The sequence below is a fragment of the Streptomyces broussonetiae genome (genome assembly GCF_009796285.1).
GTDB classification, from domain to species: Bacteria; Actinomycetota; Actinomycetes; order Streptomycetales; family Streptomycetaceae; genus Streptomyces; species Streptomyces broussonetiae.
Window position 1 is genome coordinate 1397038 of sequence record NZ_CP047020.1, and the last position, 14979, is coordinate 1412016.

Consider the following 14979-nt stretch of genomic DNA (forward strand, 5'->3'; position numbering starts at 1 on the left):
AGGTCGGGCCCGGCACCCGGGGCGCCCGCGCACCCGTGTGACGGCGAGCGGCCGGGCGCCGGATCCGGCGGCGTGGCGTGCGCCGCGTCGGCGGGGTGCGCGGTGAGGATGGCGGTCCGAGGCAGGCGGCCGGGAGGCAGGTATGACGGTAGACCGGGTCGGGCTGGTGGTGCACGGCGGCCGGGCCGAGGCCGTGCTCGCGGCACGGGCCGTACGCGCGTGGTGTGCCGAGAACGCCGTGGGGTGTGCGGACATCGACGTGTGGCAGGAGGGTTCGCGGCACAGCGCGCTGGAGGAGGTCGAGGCCGCGGGCGATCCGGACCTCATCGTCACGCTGGGCGGCGACGGCACCTTTCTGCGCGGTGCGCGGCTCGCGGCCGAGCACGATGCTCTGGTCCTCGGCGTCGACCTGGGCCGGCTCGGCTTCCTCACCGAGGTCCCCGTCCGCGAGGTGCACTCGGCGCTGGAGGCCGTACGGGACGGGCGTATCACCGTGGAGAGCCGGATGCTGCTGACCATGCGCGCGTCCTGCCGGCTGGAGGTGCCCGCGCAGATGGAGGCGCTGCTGCGGTACGGGCGCGGTCCCATGCTGCCGCCGCCCCGGGTGCGCGGCGAGTGCGAGAGCGGCAACGAGTGGGGCGTCGCCCTGAACGTCATCGCGCTGAACGACGTGGTCCTGGAGAAACTGGCCCGGGACCGGCAGGTGTCGGTCGGCGTGTATCTGGCGGGCCGGCTGCTGGCCTGCTACTCCGCCGACGCGCTGCTGGTGGCCACGCCGACGGGCTCCACGGCGTACAGCTTCGCCGCGGGCGGGCCGGTCGTCTCGCCGCGCGCGGAGGGTCTGGTCTTCACACCGGTCGCCCCGCACATGGTGTTCAACCGCTCGGTCGTGGCCGCCCCCGACGAACCCGTCGCGCTACGGGTACTGGCCCGGTCGGGCCAGGCCGCCGTCAGCATCGACGGCCAGTTGCGCGGTGTGCTCAGCCCCGGGGACTGGATCGGCGTGTACGCCGCGCCCCGCCGCCTCAAGGCCGTCCGGCTGGGCCCGATGGACTTCTACGGCCGGCTGCGCGAGCGCATGAACCTCACCGACGCCCCGGCAGCCCTCGCCGACGGGGAAGCCGCTCCCCTGTGGCCGGTGACCACACCCCCACCGGCCGACCTGGCGCACCTCGCGTTGCCCCTGGCACCCGACGACGGGCCAGGGCATCCCTGAGCCTGAGGCCGTCATCGAATGTCGCCGTCTGACGTCACAGCCGCCCGCCCTCCTGGATGCTCACCCCGTCGACGGTCACCGTGTCCGTCCGCTCCGAGCCGTCGACGACGCGGATCCAGGTGCGCACGATCAACTCGGTGCCGACGAGGCCGATCCTGAAGCCTCCGTACATGCCGGGTACGACGAACCGGCCCACCGGATGGGCCAGTTCGGTCAGCACCTCCACCTCCGGCAGCCACATCCCCTGCCGGGTGGTGGGGTCCGGACCGCCCGACCCAGCCTGACTTACCGTCAACTCGCTGCGGCTGCTTGCAGAATGAGCCGACCGATCACTTCCGGGTGCGTCACGAGCGACAGGTGGCCCGAGTCGACCTCGACGGTCGTGGCCTTCATCCGCCGCGCCATGAAGCGCTCCAGCTCGGGGTTGATGGTGCGGTCGTTCTTCGAGACCGCGTACCAGGACGGCTTGTTGCGCCAGGCGGCGACGCTCGTGGTGGGCGCGGCGGTGGCGAGCGGGCCTTGGACGGTGTAGAGCTCGAGGGCCTGCGCCCGCGGCACGCCGTTCGCGAAGTCCCGGAGGAATGCCGAGCGGCTCAGGTACTTGAAGCCGTCCGAGGTGATGATCCCTGAGGCGACTGCAGGGGTGGGGAACTTCGCGGAGAGCGCCGCGAAGTCCTCGCCGGCGTCCGGGGCGCGCGCGGCGACGTAGACGAGCCCGGCGACCTGGGGGGCGAGTCCGACCTCGGAGATGACCGTGCCGCCGTAGGAATGCGCGACCAGGACCGTGGGCCCGTCCTGGCGGGAAAGCGCGAACTTCGTGGCGGCGGCGTCGGCGGCGAGAGAGGTGAGCGGGTTCTGCACCGCGATGACGTTCATTCCCGCCCCTTGCAGCAAGGGGATGACCTTCGACCAGGAAGAGCCGTCCGCGTACGCGCCGTGCACGAGTACGACGTTGCGCACCGCGGGCTTGCCGCCGCTGCGTGCCGCCCGGGCCACCGGGGCTCCGGACAGAGTGGCCGCCGCCACTCCCGCGCCCAGGGCGGAGAACCGACGCCGGCCGATCACCATGGTCACCGTCCCAACAGCAGGCAATTTACCCTTAGTAGGACAATTTACCAGAGGGTGATGAGAGTGCGCACTTCACTGCCGGGCGATCACGCGCGGGAGGCCTTCCGTACGCGGAGGCGGCGAGAGCGGTGGGATGGCGCAGGCTCTCGTCCGCGGTCGCCCTCGCCGCACACGTGGACTCGTACAACCACACACTTGTCAAGCCGAGTTGCCGGCCTCCTAGAGGTCGAGGACGACTTCGGTGGTCGGTGTGCTGCAGCAGACGAGGACGGTGCCGGCCTCGGGCGGTTCGAGCGGTGGGGTGGAGTAGGTGATGCCGCCCGCCACGAGGTGGGTGACGCAGGTGTGGCAGACGCCGGTGCGGCAGGACCAGCGCGTGGGGATGTCGCAGGCTTCGGCCAGCTCCAGGAGTGAAGCGTGCGCAGGTGACCAGGGCGTGGTGATGCCGCTGCGGGCGAAGGTGACGAGGGGGCCGGTGCCCGGTGGGCCGGGAGGCCGGTGCGGCCGGCCGGTGGCGGTGGTCGTGACACCGGGGTTGACGGCGGGAAGGGCGCTGAACTGTTCCGTACGGATCCGCTCGGGGCTCAGGCCGCGATCGCGCAGGAAGCCGCCGAGATCGTTCATGAAGGCGGGTGGGCCGCAGAGGTAGGCGTCGGCGTCGACGGGGATGTTGAGGGCCGCGAGCGAGGAAGCGGTCGGACGGCCATGGGTGACCTGGGGATCGTCGGGGAGTGGGGCGGCTTCGGCGGTGTAGTAGATGTGCTCGTGGGCGTTGGGGAGTTGAGCCACCAGGGTGTGCGCCTCGTCCGCGAAGACGTGGTGGGCGCGGTCGTGGGCGGCGTGGATCCACCAGAGGAGGCGTGGGTCCCGGACGGCGGCGAGTCGGTGGAGCATGGCGAGCACGGGAGTGGCCCCGATCCCTGCGGAGACGAGCACGATCGGGCGGATGCCTTCTTCGAGTACGAACGTTCCGCGGGGGCTTGCGATGTCCACGAGGTCTCCGGGGCGGAGCGTGGCGTGGATGTAGCCGCTGACGGTCCCGTGCGGCTCACGCTTGACGCTGATGCGGTAGCTGCCGGCCGTGGGGGCACAGGACAGGGAGTAGCTGCGCGTCGCGGGGGCGGCGTCGCCCACGGCGAGGCGGATGGAGAGGTACTGGCCCGGGCGAGCCTCGGGCAGCGGGGAGTCGTCGGCGGCGTCGAGGTAGACCGACAGGACCGAGGGGGTCTCGGGGACGATGCGGGCAACGCGCATGGCCTTGAAGCCCGGCCAGCCCGGCCGGCCCGGCTCCTGGCTGGACTGTCGCGCGCCGGCGCGTTCGCCCGGCCGGCCCGGTTGCTGCTTCGGCTGCTGCGCGGCGGCGAGTTCGCGGAAGGACTGCTGCCATCCAGGGCTGAGGGCGGGGATGTTCAGCGCTTTGCCCAGCTTCGCGGGGTCACGGTCGGGAAGGTAGAGCAGCGCGTCGGTGTCGGCGACGCTGAGTTCTTCCGGACCCTTGCGGGTGAGGGTGATCTCGTCACCGGCCTGGACATGCCCCTCGGTGATGACGCGCAGGTAGAAACCCGGGCGGTGATGGGCGACCAGCAATGTGGCCATGCCGGGTTCGCCCAGGCGCATACCGACGCGGTAGCAGGTGACGCGGGGCTGGGTGACTTCGAATTCGGCTTCGCCGATGCGGTACCGGTCGCCGATGCACACCTCGTCGTCGGGCAGGCCGTCGACGGTGAAGTTCTCCCCGAAGCTGCCGAACGTCAGGTCGTCGCGGCGGAGCCGTTCTTGCCAGTACTGATAGGACTGCAGCTGGTAGACGAGGACCGCACGGATGTCGCCGCCGTGCCCGGCCAGATCTCCCTGACCGTCTCCGTCGACGTTGAGCCGCCGGACCATACGGGGGCCCTGGACGGGGGCCTTCCAGGCTCCGGTGCGGACGGTACGTCCCTGCCAGGAGACGTCCTTGGGCATCCCTACGTTGACGGACAGCAGCGTCGCCATCGCGGACCTCCTGCGGAGCGGCCGACCGGCGCGGCCCCTCCCGGCGCTGTCACTGTGCACCGGGGCCGATCCTAGTTCCCCGCCGGTGCCACCGCGATTCCGCGATCCCAAGGCCTGTGTATTCGCCGATTTCCTTGCGGAATTGCCGGGGCAATCGCATCGCCGAGGAATTGACATTACCGGGGGATGGGCATCGTCGAATTGATCTCCCCGACCAATTGGATTGTTCGGGGAGATCGAGCGCGGTGCGCGGCGCGCGTGCGCCGGTAGTGGCGCCTCGCCTTCATGCGGTTGCCGCAGACGGCCATCGAACACCAGCGGGCGTTGTCGGTCTTGCTGCGGTCGATGAGGAACCGTCGGCACTCCGGGTTGGCGCACGGCCGGAGCCGGCCGGGGGTCGCCTGCTGGAGCACGCTCCACGCCAGCACGGCTTCCACCGCCATCCGGCGCTCCGCGGGGGCGTCCACCTGCCAGGACACCCCCGCGGGCGAGAGATACGGGCGGGAGGTGACGTCTTCCAGGAGCGGAGCCGGCGACGCGGCGGGGCGCCTGCCGCGCACCACGCCCTGGTGGGCGTCGCGCGCCTGCACGAGGCTGCGGCGCTCGTCCGCGGTGCCACTGCCGCTGTGGACCCACTGCCAGAATCCGGCCGCTTCCGGATCCGCCAGCCGGGCCTGGACGGCGCCGTTGACCACTGGCGTGCTGTTGAGCAGCCCCAGCAGCACGTCCTGCTGTTCTCGGTCGGTCACCCTCGCACCCCCTCACCGATCCGGGGCGCTTGACACGCCACCCCCAATATAACCTATGAAATATCGTTGACAGGTTAGATCGAGCCTGGTCCAGCCCCGACAACTGGGTCCACGACCAAGCGCTGCTGGACCGCCCCGGAAACAACGAGATCCAGCTCAGGCTCTTCCGCGACTCCCAGGTCCCCCTGCCGGCGGTCTGGGGAGCGAACGACGAGATCTTCGGTCCCGAGGGCGCCGAGGCGTTCCGCCAGGACCTGCCCGAGGCCGAGATCCACCTGCTGGACTCCGGGCACTTCGCCCTGGAGAGCCATCTGCAGACCGTCACCGAGCACATCCGCGCCTTCCTCGCCCGCGTCCTCGCCTGACGCACAGGGCAGCGGGGCGGTTGCGTGGTCCGTCTCGTCCGCCAGAAACCCATCCGGGGTACGGCGACCCGCGTACCCCGCACCGGAAGGAACCCACCATGGGTGGATCGCGCACCGGGTGAACCGGGTGGACGGCAGGTACCAGCGGTGCTCGGCTTCGTCGACAGCGCTCACTTGCTGCGCATGCAGGTCCAACAGCGCGAAGAACTCCTCGTCAGGGGCCGGCATCCGGCGAAGGCGGCGCTGCCGCCCACGACGGCCCTGCGGTCTCAGGAGTCAAGGAGCCGTCAGTGTCCGCGCCTTGGGACGTGCAGTGTTTCAGCAGCGCGGAAATCGGGCCGTCGACCAGCCGGTAGCGCACGATCCGGCCGTCCTTCTCGCCCTCGACGATGCCGGCGGTCCGCAGGAGACGGAGAGCCTGGGAGACGGCGGTGTCCCTCATGCCGGTCGCCAGGGCGAGGTCGGAGACCGCGATGGGGCCGGCTTCCTGCAGGGCGAGCAGCAAGGACAGACGTCCGGGGTCGGAGAGCAGGGAGAAGCGCTCGGCCCAGGCGCGTACGCGCTCGGGCTCGCCGACGGCGGCGATGGCGTCGCAGACCCGGTGACCGTCGATGGTCCGCTGCCCGGCGCGTTCCGCGGGGACGAGATGCATGGGCTCATCATCGCAGCCGCCCTCGATCCGCTCCATACCTGAGCAGTTGTGCAGCCTTGCAGCCATACGCCACGGCCTCTTAGGGTGGGCAGGCCGTGGTGTTCGGGAAGACCGGTGACAGCCCTCAGGGGCTCAGTCCGGAGCGGCCCTCGCCACTGTGATCGGGGAGTTCCCACCTCATGCGTTGCCACTGGCCTCACGGCCGGGAAGGCAGGGGTGGGCGCGTCGACCCGTCAGCCAGGAGACCGGCCACGGCATCACGAAGCTGATCCACGAGGTGCTGGAGCGTGACTGTATGACCGTGTCCCCAGGCGTGCCCGAAACCGACGCCGCCCCGTCCTTCCACTGGCGTCGCGAGGACACCGTACGAACCGCCGGCCTGCTGGCCGTGATCGTCGCACTGCACGTGCTGGCGTTCGGGATCCTGTTCCTGCTCGTGGTCCCGCGTCACTACGAGGTGGGTACCAAGGCGTTCGGCATCGGTCTGGGCATCACGGCCTACACCCTCGGCATGCGGCACGCCTTCGACGCCGACCACATCGCCGCGATCGACAACACCACCCGCAAGCTGATGGCCGACGGCAAGCGGCCGGTGTCGGTGGGCTTCTGGTTCGCGCTCGGGCACTCCAGTGTGGTGGTCGTCATGGCCGCGCTGGTGGCCGGCGGCGCCAAACTCGCCGGCACGCTGATGAACGACGGCTCCCGGACCCACCAGGTTCTCGGCACCGTGGGCACCACGGTCTCCGGCAGCTTCCTGTACCTCATCGCCGCCCTCAACCTCGTCGCGCTGTTCGGCATCATGCGCGTCTTCAAGGCCATGCGCGCCGGACGCTACGACGAGACGGAGCTGGAGGCCCACCTCGACTCGCGCGGCTTCATGAACCGCATCCTGGGCCGGTTCACCAAGTCCATCCGCCGCCCCGGCCAGATGTTCCCCCTCGGCTTCCTCTTCGGTATCGGCTTCGACACCTCGACCGAGGTCCTGCTCCTCGCCCTGGCCGGCAACGGCGCCGCCGCCGGCCTGCCCTGGTACGCGGTCCTGTGCCTGCCTCTGCTTTTCGCGGCGGGCATGAGTCTGTTCGACACCCTGGACGGCACGTTCATGAACTTCGCCTACCAGTGGGCGTTCTCGAACCCCGTCCGCAAGGTCTTCTACAACCTCACCATCACCGGCCTGTCCATCGCCGTCGCCTTCTTCGTCGGCACCATCGAACTGGTCGGCGTCCTGCACGACAAGCTCGGCCTGAACGACGACGTCACCAGCTGGATCGCCGGCCTGAACCTGGACAACGTCGGCTATGTCATCGTCGGACTGTTCGTGGTCGTCTGGGCCGTGGCCATCGGCTACTGGCGCCTGGCCAAGGTCGAGGAGCGCTGGCGCGCCCGCACCCTGGACGCCGGCTGACAGCACGGCGACCGGCGCCGCAGCCGGCGTCCCGGAGCGGCCCGACAGCCGCAAGGCTCCCCCGAGCACCTTCCTCGCGGGAGCCTTCCCTCGTACCACCTGCCCGGGAAGGATGAGTCGCGCCCCTGCCGACCCGGGCGGACGCGGGGCTCCGGCCGCCCGGCATCGGCGTGGTGGCGGCGGCGGTGGCGGTGGCGGTGGCGGTGGCGGTGGCGGTGACCAACGGTGCGGGCCTGTCCGGCCCGCTCCAGATCGGACTTGCCGCGGCGAAGGGGGCGCCTGCGCGCTGCACGTCCCGCTCCACGGCGTCCACCACGTCGCCGGCCACGTCGCCGCCGACACACTCGAACACGGCCCGGCCCGGCTCGTTCGGGCGGCGTCCGCCCACCGGCCCCCGAACAACGTCCGCGAGAAGGCAGGTGAGTTCTCGGCAACTTCGCGTTCACGACGGCGGGAACCGACGGTAACAACCGCTTCCTAGCGTGACCGGCCATGGGATGAACCGTACGGACGGCTGTTCGCGGCGTATGACGGGCCGTCGGCTCCCCCGTCCTGCCGACGACGCCAAGCGGGGTTCTTCCCTTCACCGAGGCATCCGCACCAGCGTCATCGGGAGGCGCGGCATGAGTACCACCGAGTCACGACCCCAGGCGGCAGGCACGACGAAGGCCGCCGGGGACCAGGCGGTCAGGGAGACGCTGGAGGACTACACCCTCCGTTTCGCTCCCCGCAGTTACCGTCGCTGGACCCCCATGGTCGTGGCGACGACCGCGCTCGGCGGCATCGCCTACATGGCCGACTTCTCCATCGGCGCCGGCATCGGCCTGGCACACGGCACCGGCAACGCGCTCGTGGCGATCGCGGTGGCCGCCGTCGTCATTTTCGTCACCGGCTTTCCGCTGGCATACTACGGCGCCCGCTACAACATCGACCTCGACCTGATCACGCGCGGCTCCGGCTTCGGCTACTACGGCTCCGTGCTGACCAGCGTCATCTTCGCCAGCTTCACCTTCATCTTCTTCGCCCTCGAAGGCTCGATCATGGCCCAGGGCCTCAGGCTCGGCCTCGGACTGCCGCTGTGGCTGGGCTACTTGGTCTCCACCCTCATGGTCATCCCCCTGGTGATCTACGGCATGAAGGCACTCAGCAAGCTCCAGGTGTGGACGACGCCGATCTGGCTGCTGCTGATGATCGGCCCGCTGGTCTACCTGGTCGCCACCGACCCCGGCACGGTCGACCGCTTCCTCTCCTACGCCGGCACCGACGGCGACGGCGGTATCCACGCCGCGCCGGTCCTCCTCGGCGCAGGCGTATGCCTGTCGCTGATCGCGCAGATCGGCGAGCAGATCGACTATCTGCGCTTCATGCCGCCCAAGTCCGAGGCGAACAGGCAAAGTTGGTGGACGGCCGTGATCATGGCCGGCCCCGGCTGGGTGGTGCTCGGCGCGCTCAAGCAGGCCATCGGTGTCTTCCTCGCCGTCTACATTCTCGCGAAGGTCGGTCCGGCCGCCGCGACGGAGCCGATCCAGCAGTTCCGCGGCGCCTTCGACGCGATGATGCCGTCCTGGATGGTGGTCCCGCTGGCCGTGGCCCTGGTGGTCATCAGCCAGATCAAGATCAATGTGACGAACGCGTACTCCGGTTCGCTGGCGTGGACGAACTCCTTCACCCGCGTGACCAGGCACTACCCGGGCCGCATGGTCTTCGTCCTGGTCAACCTCGGGTTTGCGCTGGCCCTGATGGAAGCCGACATGTTCAGCTTCCTCAACAGCGTCCTCGGCTTCTACTCGAACTGCGCGATCGCCTGGGTGGTCACGGTGGCGACCGACATCGGCGTCAACAAGTACCTGCTCAAGCTGTCCCCGCTGCGGCCGGAGTTCCGCCGCGGCATGCTCTACGCCGTCAACCCCGTCGGCGTGGTTGCCTTCGTCGCCGCCTCCGGCCTGTCCATCGCCCTGTATTTCCGGGTACTGGGGCACGCCCTGCAGCCGTACTCCCCCGTGGCCGCCGCCGTCATCGCGTTCGTCCTGACCCCGCTGATGGCCCTCGTCACCCAGGGCAGGTACTACCTCCGTCGCACAGACGACGGCATCAGCGAGCCACTCCTCGACGAGACCGGCAACCCGAGCGCGGTCACTCTCGACTGCCACGTCTGCCATCAACCGTACGAACGCCCGGATCTGACCGCCTGCGCCACCCACGACGCGGTCGTCTGTTCCCTGTGCCTGAGCACGGACCGGGTCGGCGACCATGTGCTGCCGGCCACCGGGTGACTTCGCTCGCCTGTCAGGGCAGCGTCCACAACCGGACCGTGACGAGGTAGAAGACGGCGGCCCAGAAGGCCATCGTCACCGCGACGACACCGATGCCTCGCAGGGTGGCCCTCGCCGGTGCGTCCGGCGGTGGCCGCAGCCATCGCCCGAGCAGCGGGTTCACGTAGTGGGGCATGGTCAGGAAAGTCATGATGAAGCTCGACAGCAGGTTGCCCACGAGCAGGCCGATCCAGAGCCGCAGGTGCAGCGGGGACAGGGCGAGCGTGAGCAGTACGACGGTCGGGTACAGGCCGACCCAGACGGCGAGGGAGGTCCTGGTCTCCGAGGGGGGCGGCGGTGCCTCCTTGCCCTCGCCCCCGAAGGCGAACCAGCTGCCGAACGAGTTGTCGATCGTATGCAGTTTGAAGTCGCTGAACTTCTCGCCCTCGGCCAGGACCTCCTGCCGCCTGGGCGACGTCAGCCAGGCGTCGAGATGCTCGGCGGTGTCGTAGCGGTACAACGTGGTCCATTCCTCCTGGAGCCCCTCGATGGGGCGGAACAGCTCGCTCCCGCGAAACCCCTCGAACTTGCTCTCCTCCTGGACCAGGCGGTGCTGCCAGGCGAGGAAGTCGTCGACCTGGCTCGGCGGGACGAGGTGGGTGACCACCACGGTCACCAGCGGATCCAGTGACTGGGTGCCGCTGCTGACCACCTGCTGGGTCGCCGGACCGTCGAAGTACTTGGCGCCGACGTCGAGATACGTCTGCCTGGTCGCGCTGTTGATCCACGCCTGCAGATGCGCCACCGAGTCGAACCGGTACACGATGACCCAGTCGGGTTGCAGAGGCGTCGGCGGGGAGATCTCGGCGCCGAGGAAACCGGGGTAGGAGGCGGCCGCGGCGTTGAGGTCCTCCTGCCACGCCTCGAACTCCCGGTCCATCCCGGGCAGGACGTTCTGTCCGATGATCGCCGTCGCCGCGGCGGCTACGTTCTTCTGGGTGTTCATGGTGGCTCACCCTGTCGACAGCGACTGCTCCGCGGGGAGTCGGCCGTAAATGCGTTCCGGAGTCAGCGGCAACGCCCGGTAGCGGACGCCCGTGGCGTCGTGCACCGCGTTCGCGAACGCGGGGGCCACCGGGTTGATGCAGCACTCGGCCATCCCCTTCGCGTGCATGGGCCCCACCGAGTCCGCCGAGCCCACCAGGAGGACCTCGGTACGGGGGATGTCGGCGTAGGCGGGGATGCGATAGTTCCTGAGGTTCGGGTTGGCCATGACGCCGCTGTCGTCGACGTGATGGTTCTCGGTCAGCGCGAAGCCGATCCCCTGGGCGACCCCGCCCTCCACCTGACCTCTGACCTGGGCCGGGTTGATGATCACTCCGGCGTCCGCCGCCTGCACGCTGTAGAGGATCCGTATCTCGCCCGTCACGCGGTGCACGGCTACCCGGAAGCCCTGCGTGTTGGAGGTGACGCTCCGGGGCGAGCCGTACGCCTTGCGTGCTGCGGTGAACCGGATTCCGCGCGTCCGGGCCAGGGCGACGAGTTCGGCCAGCGACACCCGCCGGTCCCCGCAGACGACACCGTCGTCGTCCATCGCGCACATCACGACATGGACGCCCGTGTACGCCGCGGCGAACTCCAGGATACGGTCGCGTACGGCGTTGGCCGCCCGCAGGACCGCGTTGCCCGCCACGAAGAGGCCCGCGCTCGCGAAGGCACCGGTGTCGAATCCCGTGCGGTCGGTGTCGGACTGCACCAGACGGATCCGCGACGGCGTCGTACCCAGCTGGCCGGCCGCGATCTGGACATGGGCCGTGGAGGTTCCCTCCCCGAACTCGGCGGTCCCGACGGCCAGTTCGTAGATGAGATCGTCGCCCAGGGTGATCCAGGCCTCGGAGAGGTGTTCCGTCGGAGGCGCGGTCTCGTGCAGGGAACTCGCCACGCCGGCTCCGACGAGCCACTCCGGACCGGGAGGGGGCAGGTCGGCCGTGCGGGCCAGGGCGTCGTCCACCAGGTCGATGCAGCCGGCGAGTCCGTCCTCGGTGAAGATCACGTCGTCGGGACCGTCGTGCAGAGCGACCAGGGGCTCGCCCGGCCGCACGATGTTGCGTCGGCGCAGTTCCAACGGGTCGATGTGCAGGGCGCGGGCCAGTTCGTCCATCGCCGACTCCACGGCGAACGCGGGCTGCGTCATCCCGTAGCCGCGCAGGGCACCGCTCGGCACGCTGTTCGTGTAGACGGAGTACGCGTCGTACTTCTTGTTGGGGCAGCGGTAGATCATGACGGCGGCTCCGCCCGCGTACAGCGTTTCGCCGCCGTGGTTGCCGTAGGCGCCGGTGTTCGACACGTTGCGTACCTGGATGGCGGTGAGCGTTCCGTCGGCCTTTGCGCCGAGCTTGACCGTCAGGGTCATCGGGTGCCGTGGCGAGGCCGTGGTGAACTCCTCCTCACGGGTGTACTCGAGGCAGGTGGGCCGCCCGGTGTCCAGGGTGGCGAGCGCGACCAGGTCCTCCGTGATCACCTCCTGCTTGCCGCCGAATCCGCCGCCGACGCGTTTGCAGAACACCCTCAGCCGGTCCGGACGCAGCGCGAACAGGTACTCCAGTTTGACCTTCGCGATCGACGGTGACTGCGAACTGGTGCGGACGGTCAGCCGCCCGTCCTCCATCCAGGCGATCGAGCCGTGGGTCTCCAGATGCACGTGCTGCACCCGCGGTGAGACGTAGGTGCCCTCGTGGATCACGTCGGCCGCGGCGAATCCCGCGCCGACGTCGCCGATGTGCGAGTGGAGTTCGAGCAGGATGTTGTGGACGGGGTCGCGGACGAACGGATCGTCGGAGCCGTGCAGCGGGGGTGCGCCGTCGGCCATCGCGGCCTCGGGGTCGAACACCGCCGGCAGCACCTCGTACTCCACCGCGAGACGCCGGCAGCCCTCCTCGGCCGCCCCGACCGTGTCGGCCAGGACCGCGGCGACGCGCTGACCGGCGAAGCGGACCGTGTCGTCGAGTATTCAGGTGTCGTCCGGGTCGACCAGGTGGTCGGTGTGGATCGCCGTGGTGAAGCGTCTGCGGGGTACGTCCTGCCAGGTGTAGACCCGGTGCACGCCGGGCACCGCGAGGGCGGCGCTCTTGTCGATCGAGAGGATCCGGGCGTGCGCGTGGGGTGAGTGCAGCATCTTGAGGTGCAGCAGTCCGTCGATGTGGGTGTCCATGGTGAACTCGGCGTGCCCCGTCACCACGTCGTGGCCCGCGGGCGCGCCGACGCTCGTCCCGACGGCCTTGCCCGCTGCCGCGGTCTCCACCGCGCCGACGCCCTTCACGGCGTCCTCGATCGCCCGGTATCCGGTGCAGCGGCAGAGGTTGCCCTTCAACGCCCGTGGCAGATCCGCCTTCTGGTCCTCGGTGAAGGTCGCCGCCGTCATGATCATCCCCGCGGTGCAGAAACCGCACTGGAACCCCGGGGCGTCCTCGAACTGCCGTTGCACGGGATGCGGGGCGCCGGGCCGTCCGAGGCCCTCGATCGTCGTCACCTCCCGGCCGTCCGCGCGGAACGCGGGGGTGATGCAGCTGTGTACCGGCGTCCCGTCCAGCCATACCGTGCAGGCGCCGCAGTCGCCCGCGTCGCACCCCTTCTTGACGCCGAAGTGGCCGAGTTCGCGCAGGAAGGTGCGCAGGCACTGACCGGGGGCCGGCTCCCGGTCGAATTCCCTGCCGTTCACGCGGTAGCTCATGCCAGGTCCCCAGCCGTGAGTTCGCGGCAGATCTCTTCGGCGAAGTGCCGTGTCAGATGCCGGCGGTGGTCGGGGGTCCCGTTGGGGTCGGCGAACCAGACGTCGTCCGGCAGGGCATCGATGCTCTGCCGCAGGGTGCGCACATCGGGCAGGGAGTCGAAGGCGAGACGCACCGGCCGGGTGGTGCCTGCCGTGACGGTGAGCAACAGGTCGTTCGCTCCCAGCCGTTGCGTGCCGACGAGGAACACCGTCGAACGGCCGAGCCGGGTCAGCGTGAAGCGACGGTGCGCGGTGCGCCTGCGCAGCGCGCGCTCCGGAATGGTGATGCGGCGGAGGATCTCCCCGGGGGCGAGAACGTTGCGGTGGTCGCCCGTGACGAAGTCGACGGCGTCGACGAGGCGCACGGAGCCGTCGGGTGCCCACAGTTCGTACTGCGCCTCGAGCGCGACGGTCAGCGTGATCATCGGGCCTGCGGGCAGGGACATGCAGATGTTTCCGCCGACGGTCGCCGCGTTCCACACCTTGAACGAGGACAGCAATGCCTCACAGCTCTTCCGGAAGAGAATTCCGGCGGTCCAGTCCACCGGGCACGAGAAGGCGTACAGGTCGCGGATGGTGCATGTGGCACTGATCTCCAGGCCCTGGTCCGTCGGGACAAGGGGCTCCCAACGCAACGCCGTCAGGTCGATCAGCCGTCGCAGGTCGGGCTGCTCCGTGGAGTAGAGCCATGTCCCGCCCGCGAGCCAGGCGTCGCCCTCGTGCCAGTCCGTGCCTGGCTGCTCGGACGGTCGCCGGATCACTTCGGTGATGGTGTTGAGGTCCATGGAAACCGACCTACGGGAGAACGGGCCTACGGGAGGACAACTGTCCCCCGGCACTGCTGGAGTTGGGTTCCCGCCGGCCGAGCAAATGTGGGCCACCATGCGCCGTCCGGGCGGCTGGGCCGCGAGGTACCGGCGGGCACGGACACTCTCGTTACAGCGTATCGCAGCGTGCGGGTGAGGGCCCGGCCGAGGACAACTGGAAGTAGTCGGTTCACCGCGGACCGTAACCGATGAAGCGCTCCTGGGCCGGAAGATATCGATACCGATGTCCCCCGCCCACCCCGATCACCTGGACCCACCGCCGTCCTCGACCGGTACGGGACAAACGTGCTGCGGTTCTGGTCGATGAGCAGCTGACGGCCGAGCGGGGGCGCGGCTCGCGGTGTCGTAGACGCTCCACAGCGGGCAAGTGCCACCGGCGCGGGAGAACCGGAATCCGGTCGCGGACTGCCGTGTCGCGAGGACGGATGGAGGCTGCGGCTTCTCCCGTCGTAGTGGTGCATCCGGTCGCCAGGCTCGGCGGCCAGACGGGTGCCGGGTGCCGGGTGCCTCGGCAGGTCTCGCGGTGAGGGCGCCTGTCACCTCACCCGGCCGGATGCCGGTTCCCTCGGCCAGACGCTCGGCGGCGAGGTCGGTCTCGTGCCGGTGGTTCCGGCTGCGGTGGAAGAGGTCCCGGATCCCCTCTCGCAGCACCTCCGGCGCCGGCACCGACTCGTGCGCCGCAAA

11 protein-coding genes, 3 pseudogenes and 1 riboswitch are annotated in these 14979 nt (G+C 69.9%); of the genes and pseudogenes, 5 read left to right on the forward strand and 9 right to left on the reverse strand.

Annotated elements, in window-relative coordinates; all coding sequences use genetic code 11:
- Positions 1-142 precede the first annotated feature (142 nt).
- The gene (locus tag GQF42_RS06690) at positions 143-1216 is read left to right on the forward strand and encodes an NAD(+)/NADH kinase (protein ID WP_158918572.1); all 1074 of its coding nucleotides are present in this window, start codon (positions 143-145) and stop codon (positions 1214-1216) included.
- 34 nt (positions 1217-1250) lie between these two features.
- Here the strand turns inward: GQF42_RS06690 and GQF42_RS06695 are convergent, their stop codons facing one another.
- The 4 genes from GQF42_RS06695 to GQF42_RS06710 form a co-directional block, all read right to left on the reverse strand.
- Complete coding sequence (locus GQF42_RS06695; protein WP_158918574.1) at positions 1251-1457, reverse strand: hypothetical protein; 207 nt, start codon at positions 1455-1457, stop codon at positions 1251-1253.
- A gap of 50 nt (positions 1458-1507) precedes the next feature.
- The gene (locus GQF42_RS06700; RefSeq protein WP_158929852.1) at positions 1508-2284 is read right to left on the reverse strand and encodes an alpha/beta hydrolase; all 777 of its coding nucleotides are present in this window, start codon (positions 2282-2284) and stop codon (positions 1508-1510) included.
- Between the two features lie 219 nt (positions 2285-2503).
- A complete protein-coding gene (locus tag GQF42_RS06705) occupies positions 2504-4276 on the reverse strand; it encodes an MOSC and FAD-binding oxidoreductase domain-containing protein (RefSeq protein WP_158918576.1) in 1773 nt (590 codons plus the stop codon).
- 176 nt (positions 4277-4452) lie between these two features.
- Positions 4453-5025 (reverse strand): CGNR zinc finger domain-containing protein, encoded by a 573-nt coding sequence (locus tag GQF42_RS06710; protein ID WP_158918578.1) that lies wholly within the window; start codon positions 5023-5025, stop codon positions 4453-4455.
- A 77-nt stretch (positions 5026-5102) separates the two neighbouring features.
- Here GQF42_RS06710 and GQF42_RS45685 point away from each other — a divergent pair.
- Positions 5103-5390 (forward strand): annotated as a pseudogene (locus GQF42_RS45685) (alpha/beta fold hydrolase); the annotation flags it as partial.
- A 214-nt stretch (positions 5391-5604) separates the two neighbouring features.
- Here the strand turns inward: GQF42_RS45685 and GQF42_RS06720 are convergent.
- Positions 5605-6042: an ArsR/SmtB family transcription factor gene (locus GQF42_RS06720; protein ID WP_158918580.1), complete on the reverse strand. Its 438-nt coding sequence runs from the start codon at positions 6040-6042 to the stop codon at positions 5605-5607.
- 79 nt (positions 6043-6121) lie between these two features.
- Positions 6122-6310: riboswitch (cobalamin riboswitch) on the forward strand.
- 27 nt (positions 6311-6337) lie between these two features.
- Between GQF42_RS06720 and nicT the strand changes: the two genes are divergently transcribed.
- From nicT to GQF42_RS06735, 3 genes and pseudogenes are all read left to right on the forward strand, one after another.
- Positions 6338-7447 (forward strand): Nickel transporter NicT, encoded by a 1110-nt coding sequence (gene nicT, locus GQF42_RS06725; protein WP_199272591.1) that lies wholly within the window; start codon positions 6338-6340, stop codon positions 7445-7447.
- 143 nt (positions 7448-7590) lie between these two features.
- Positions 7591-7805: pseudogene (locus GQF42_RS45690) on the forward strand (hypothetical protein); the annotation flags it as partial.
- Positions 7806-8070: 265 nt separating this feature from the next.
- Positions 8071-9720, forward strand: a complete 1650-nt coding sequence (locus GQF42_RS06735; protein ID WP_158918582.1) for an allantoin permease — start codon at positions 8071-8073, stop codon at positions 9718-9720.
- Positions 9721-9733: 13 nt separating this feature from the next.
- On the opposite strand, the gene GQF42_RS06740 is transcribed toward GQF42_RS06735, so the two are convergent.
- From GQF42_RS06740 to GQF42_RS47625, 4 genes and pseudogenes are all read right to left on the reverse strand, one after another.
- The gene (locus tag GQF42_RS06740) at positions 9734-10705 is read right to left on the reverse strand and encodes an antibiotic biosynthesis monooxygenase (RefSeq protein WP_158918584.1); all 972 of its coding nucleotides are present in this window, start codon (positions 10703-10705) and stop codon (positions 9734-9736) included.
- 6 nt (positions 10706-10711) lie between these two features.
- Positions 10712-13429, reverse strand: a pseudogene (locus GQF42_RS06745) (molybdopterin-dependent oxidoreductase).
- Positions 13426-14253: an FAD binding domain-containing protein gene (locus tag GQF42_RS06750; RefSeq protein WP_158918585.1), complete on the reverse strand. Its 828-nt coding sequence runs from the start codon at positions 14251-14253 to the stop codon at positions 13426-13428. The pseudogene GQF42_RS06745 and the gene GQF42_RS06750 overlap by 4 nt, the downstream one beginning before the upstream one ends.
- Positions 14254-14538: 285 nt before the next feature.
- Positions 14539-14961 (reverse strand): short-chain fatty acyl-CoA regulator family protein, encoded by a 423-nt coding sequence (locus GQF42_RS47625; RefSeq protein WP_199272592.1) that lies wholly within the window; start codon positions 14959-14961, stop codon positions 14539-14541.
- Positions 14962-14979: the final 18 nt, after the last annotated feature.

Coding starts and splice junctions, on each gene's coding strand:
- GQF42_RS06705 (WP_158918576.1), bottom strand. CDS start 4,276: ATGGCGACGCTGCTGTCCGTCAACGTAGGGATGCCCAAGGACGTCTCC.
- GQF42_RS06720 (WP_158918580.1), bottom strand. CDS start 6,042: ATGCATCTCGTCCCCGCGGAACGCGCCGGGCAGCGGACCATCGACGGT.
- nicT (WP_199272591.1), top strand. CDS start 6,338: ATGACCGTGTCCCCAGGCGTGCCCGAAACCGACGCCGCCCCGTCCTTC.
- GQF42_RS06750 (WP_158918585.1), bottom strand. CDS start 14,253: ATGGACCTCAACACCATCACCGAAGTGATCCGGCGACCGTCCGAGCAG.
- GQF42_RS06690 (WP_158918572.1), top strand. CDS start 143: ATGACGGTAGACCGGGTCGGGCTGGTGGTGCACGGCGGCCGGGCCGAG.
- GQF42_RS06700 (WP_158929852.1), bottom strand. CDS start 2,284: ATGGTGATCGGCCGGCGTCGGTTCTCCGCCCTGGGCGCGGGAGTGGCG.
- GQF42_RS06695 (WP_158918574.1), bottom strand. CDS start 1,457: ATGTGGCTGCCGGAGGTGGAGGTGCTGACCGAACTGGCCCATCCGGTG.
- GQF42_RS06740 (WP_158918584.1), bottom strand. CDS start 10,705: ATGAACACCCAGAAGAACGTAGCCGCCGCGGCGACGGCGATCATCGGA.
- GQF42_RS06735 (WP_158918582.1), top strand. CDS start 8,071: ATGAGTACCACCGAGTCACGACCCCAGGCGGCAGGCACGACGAAGGCC.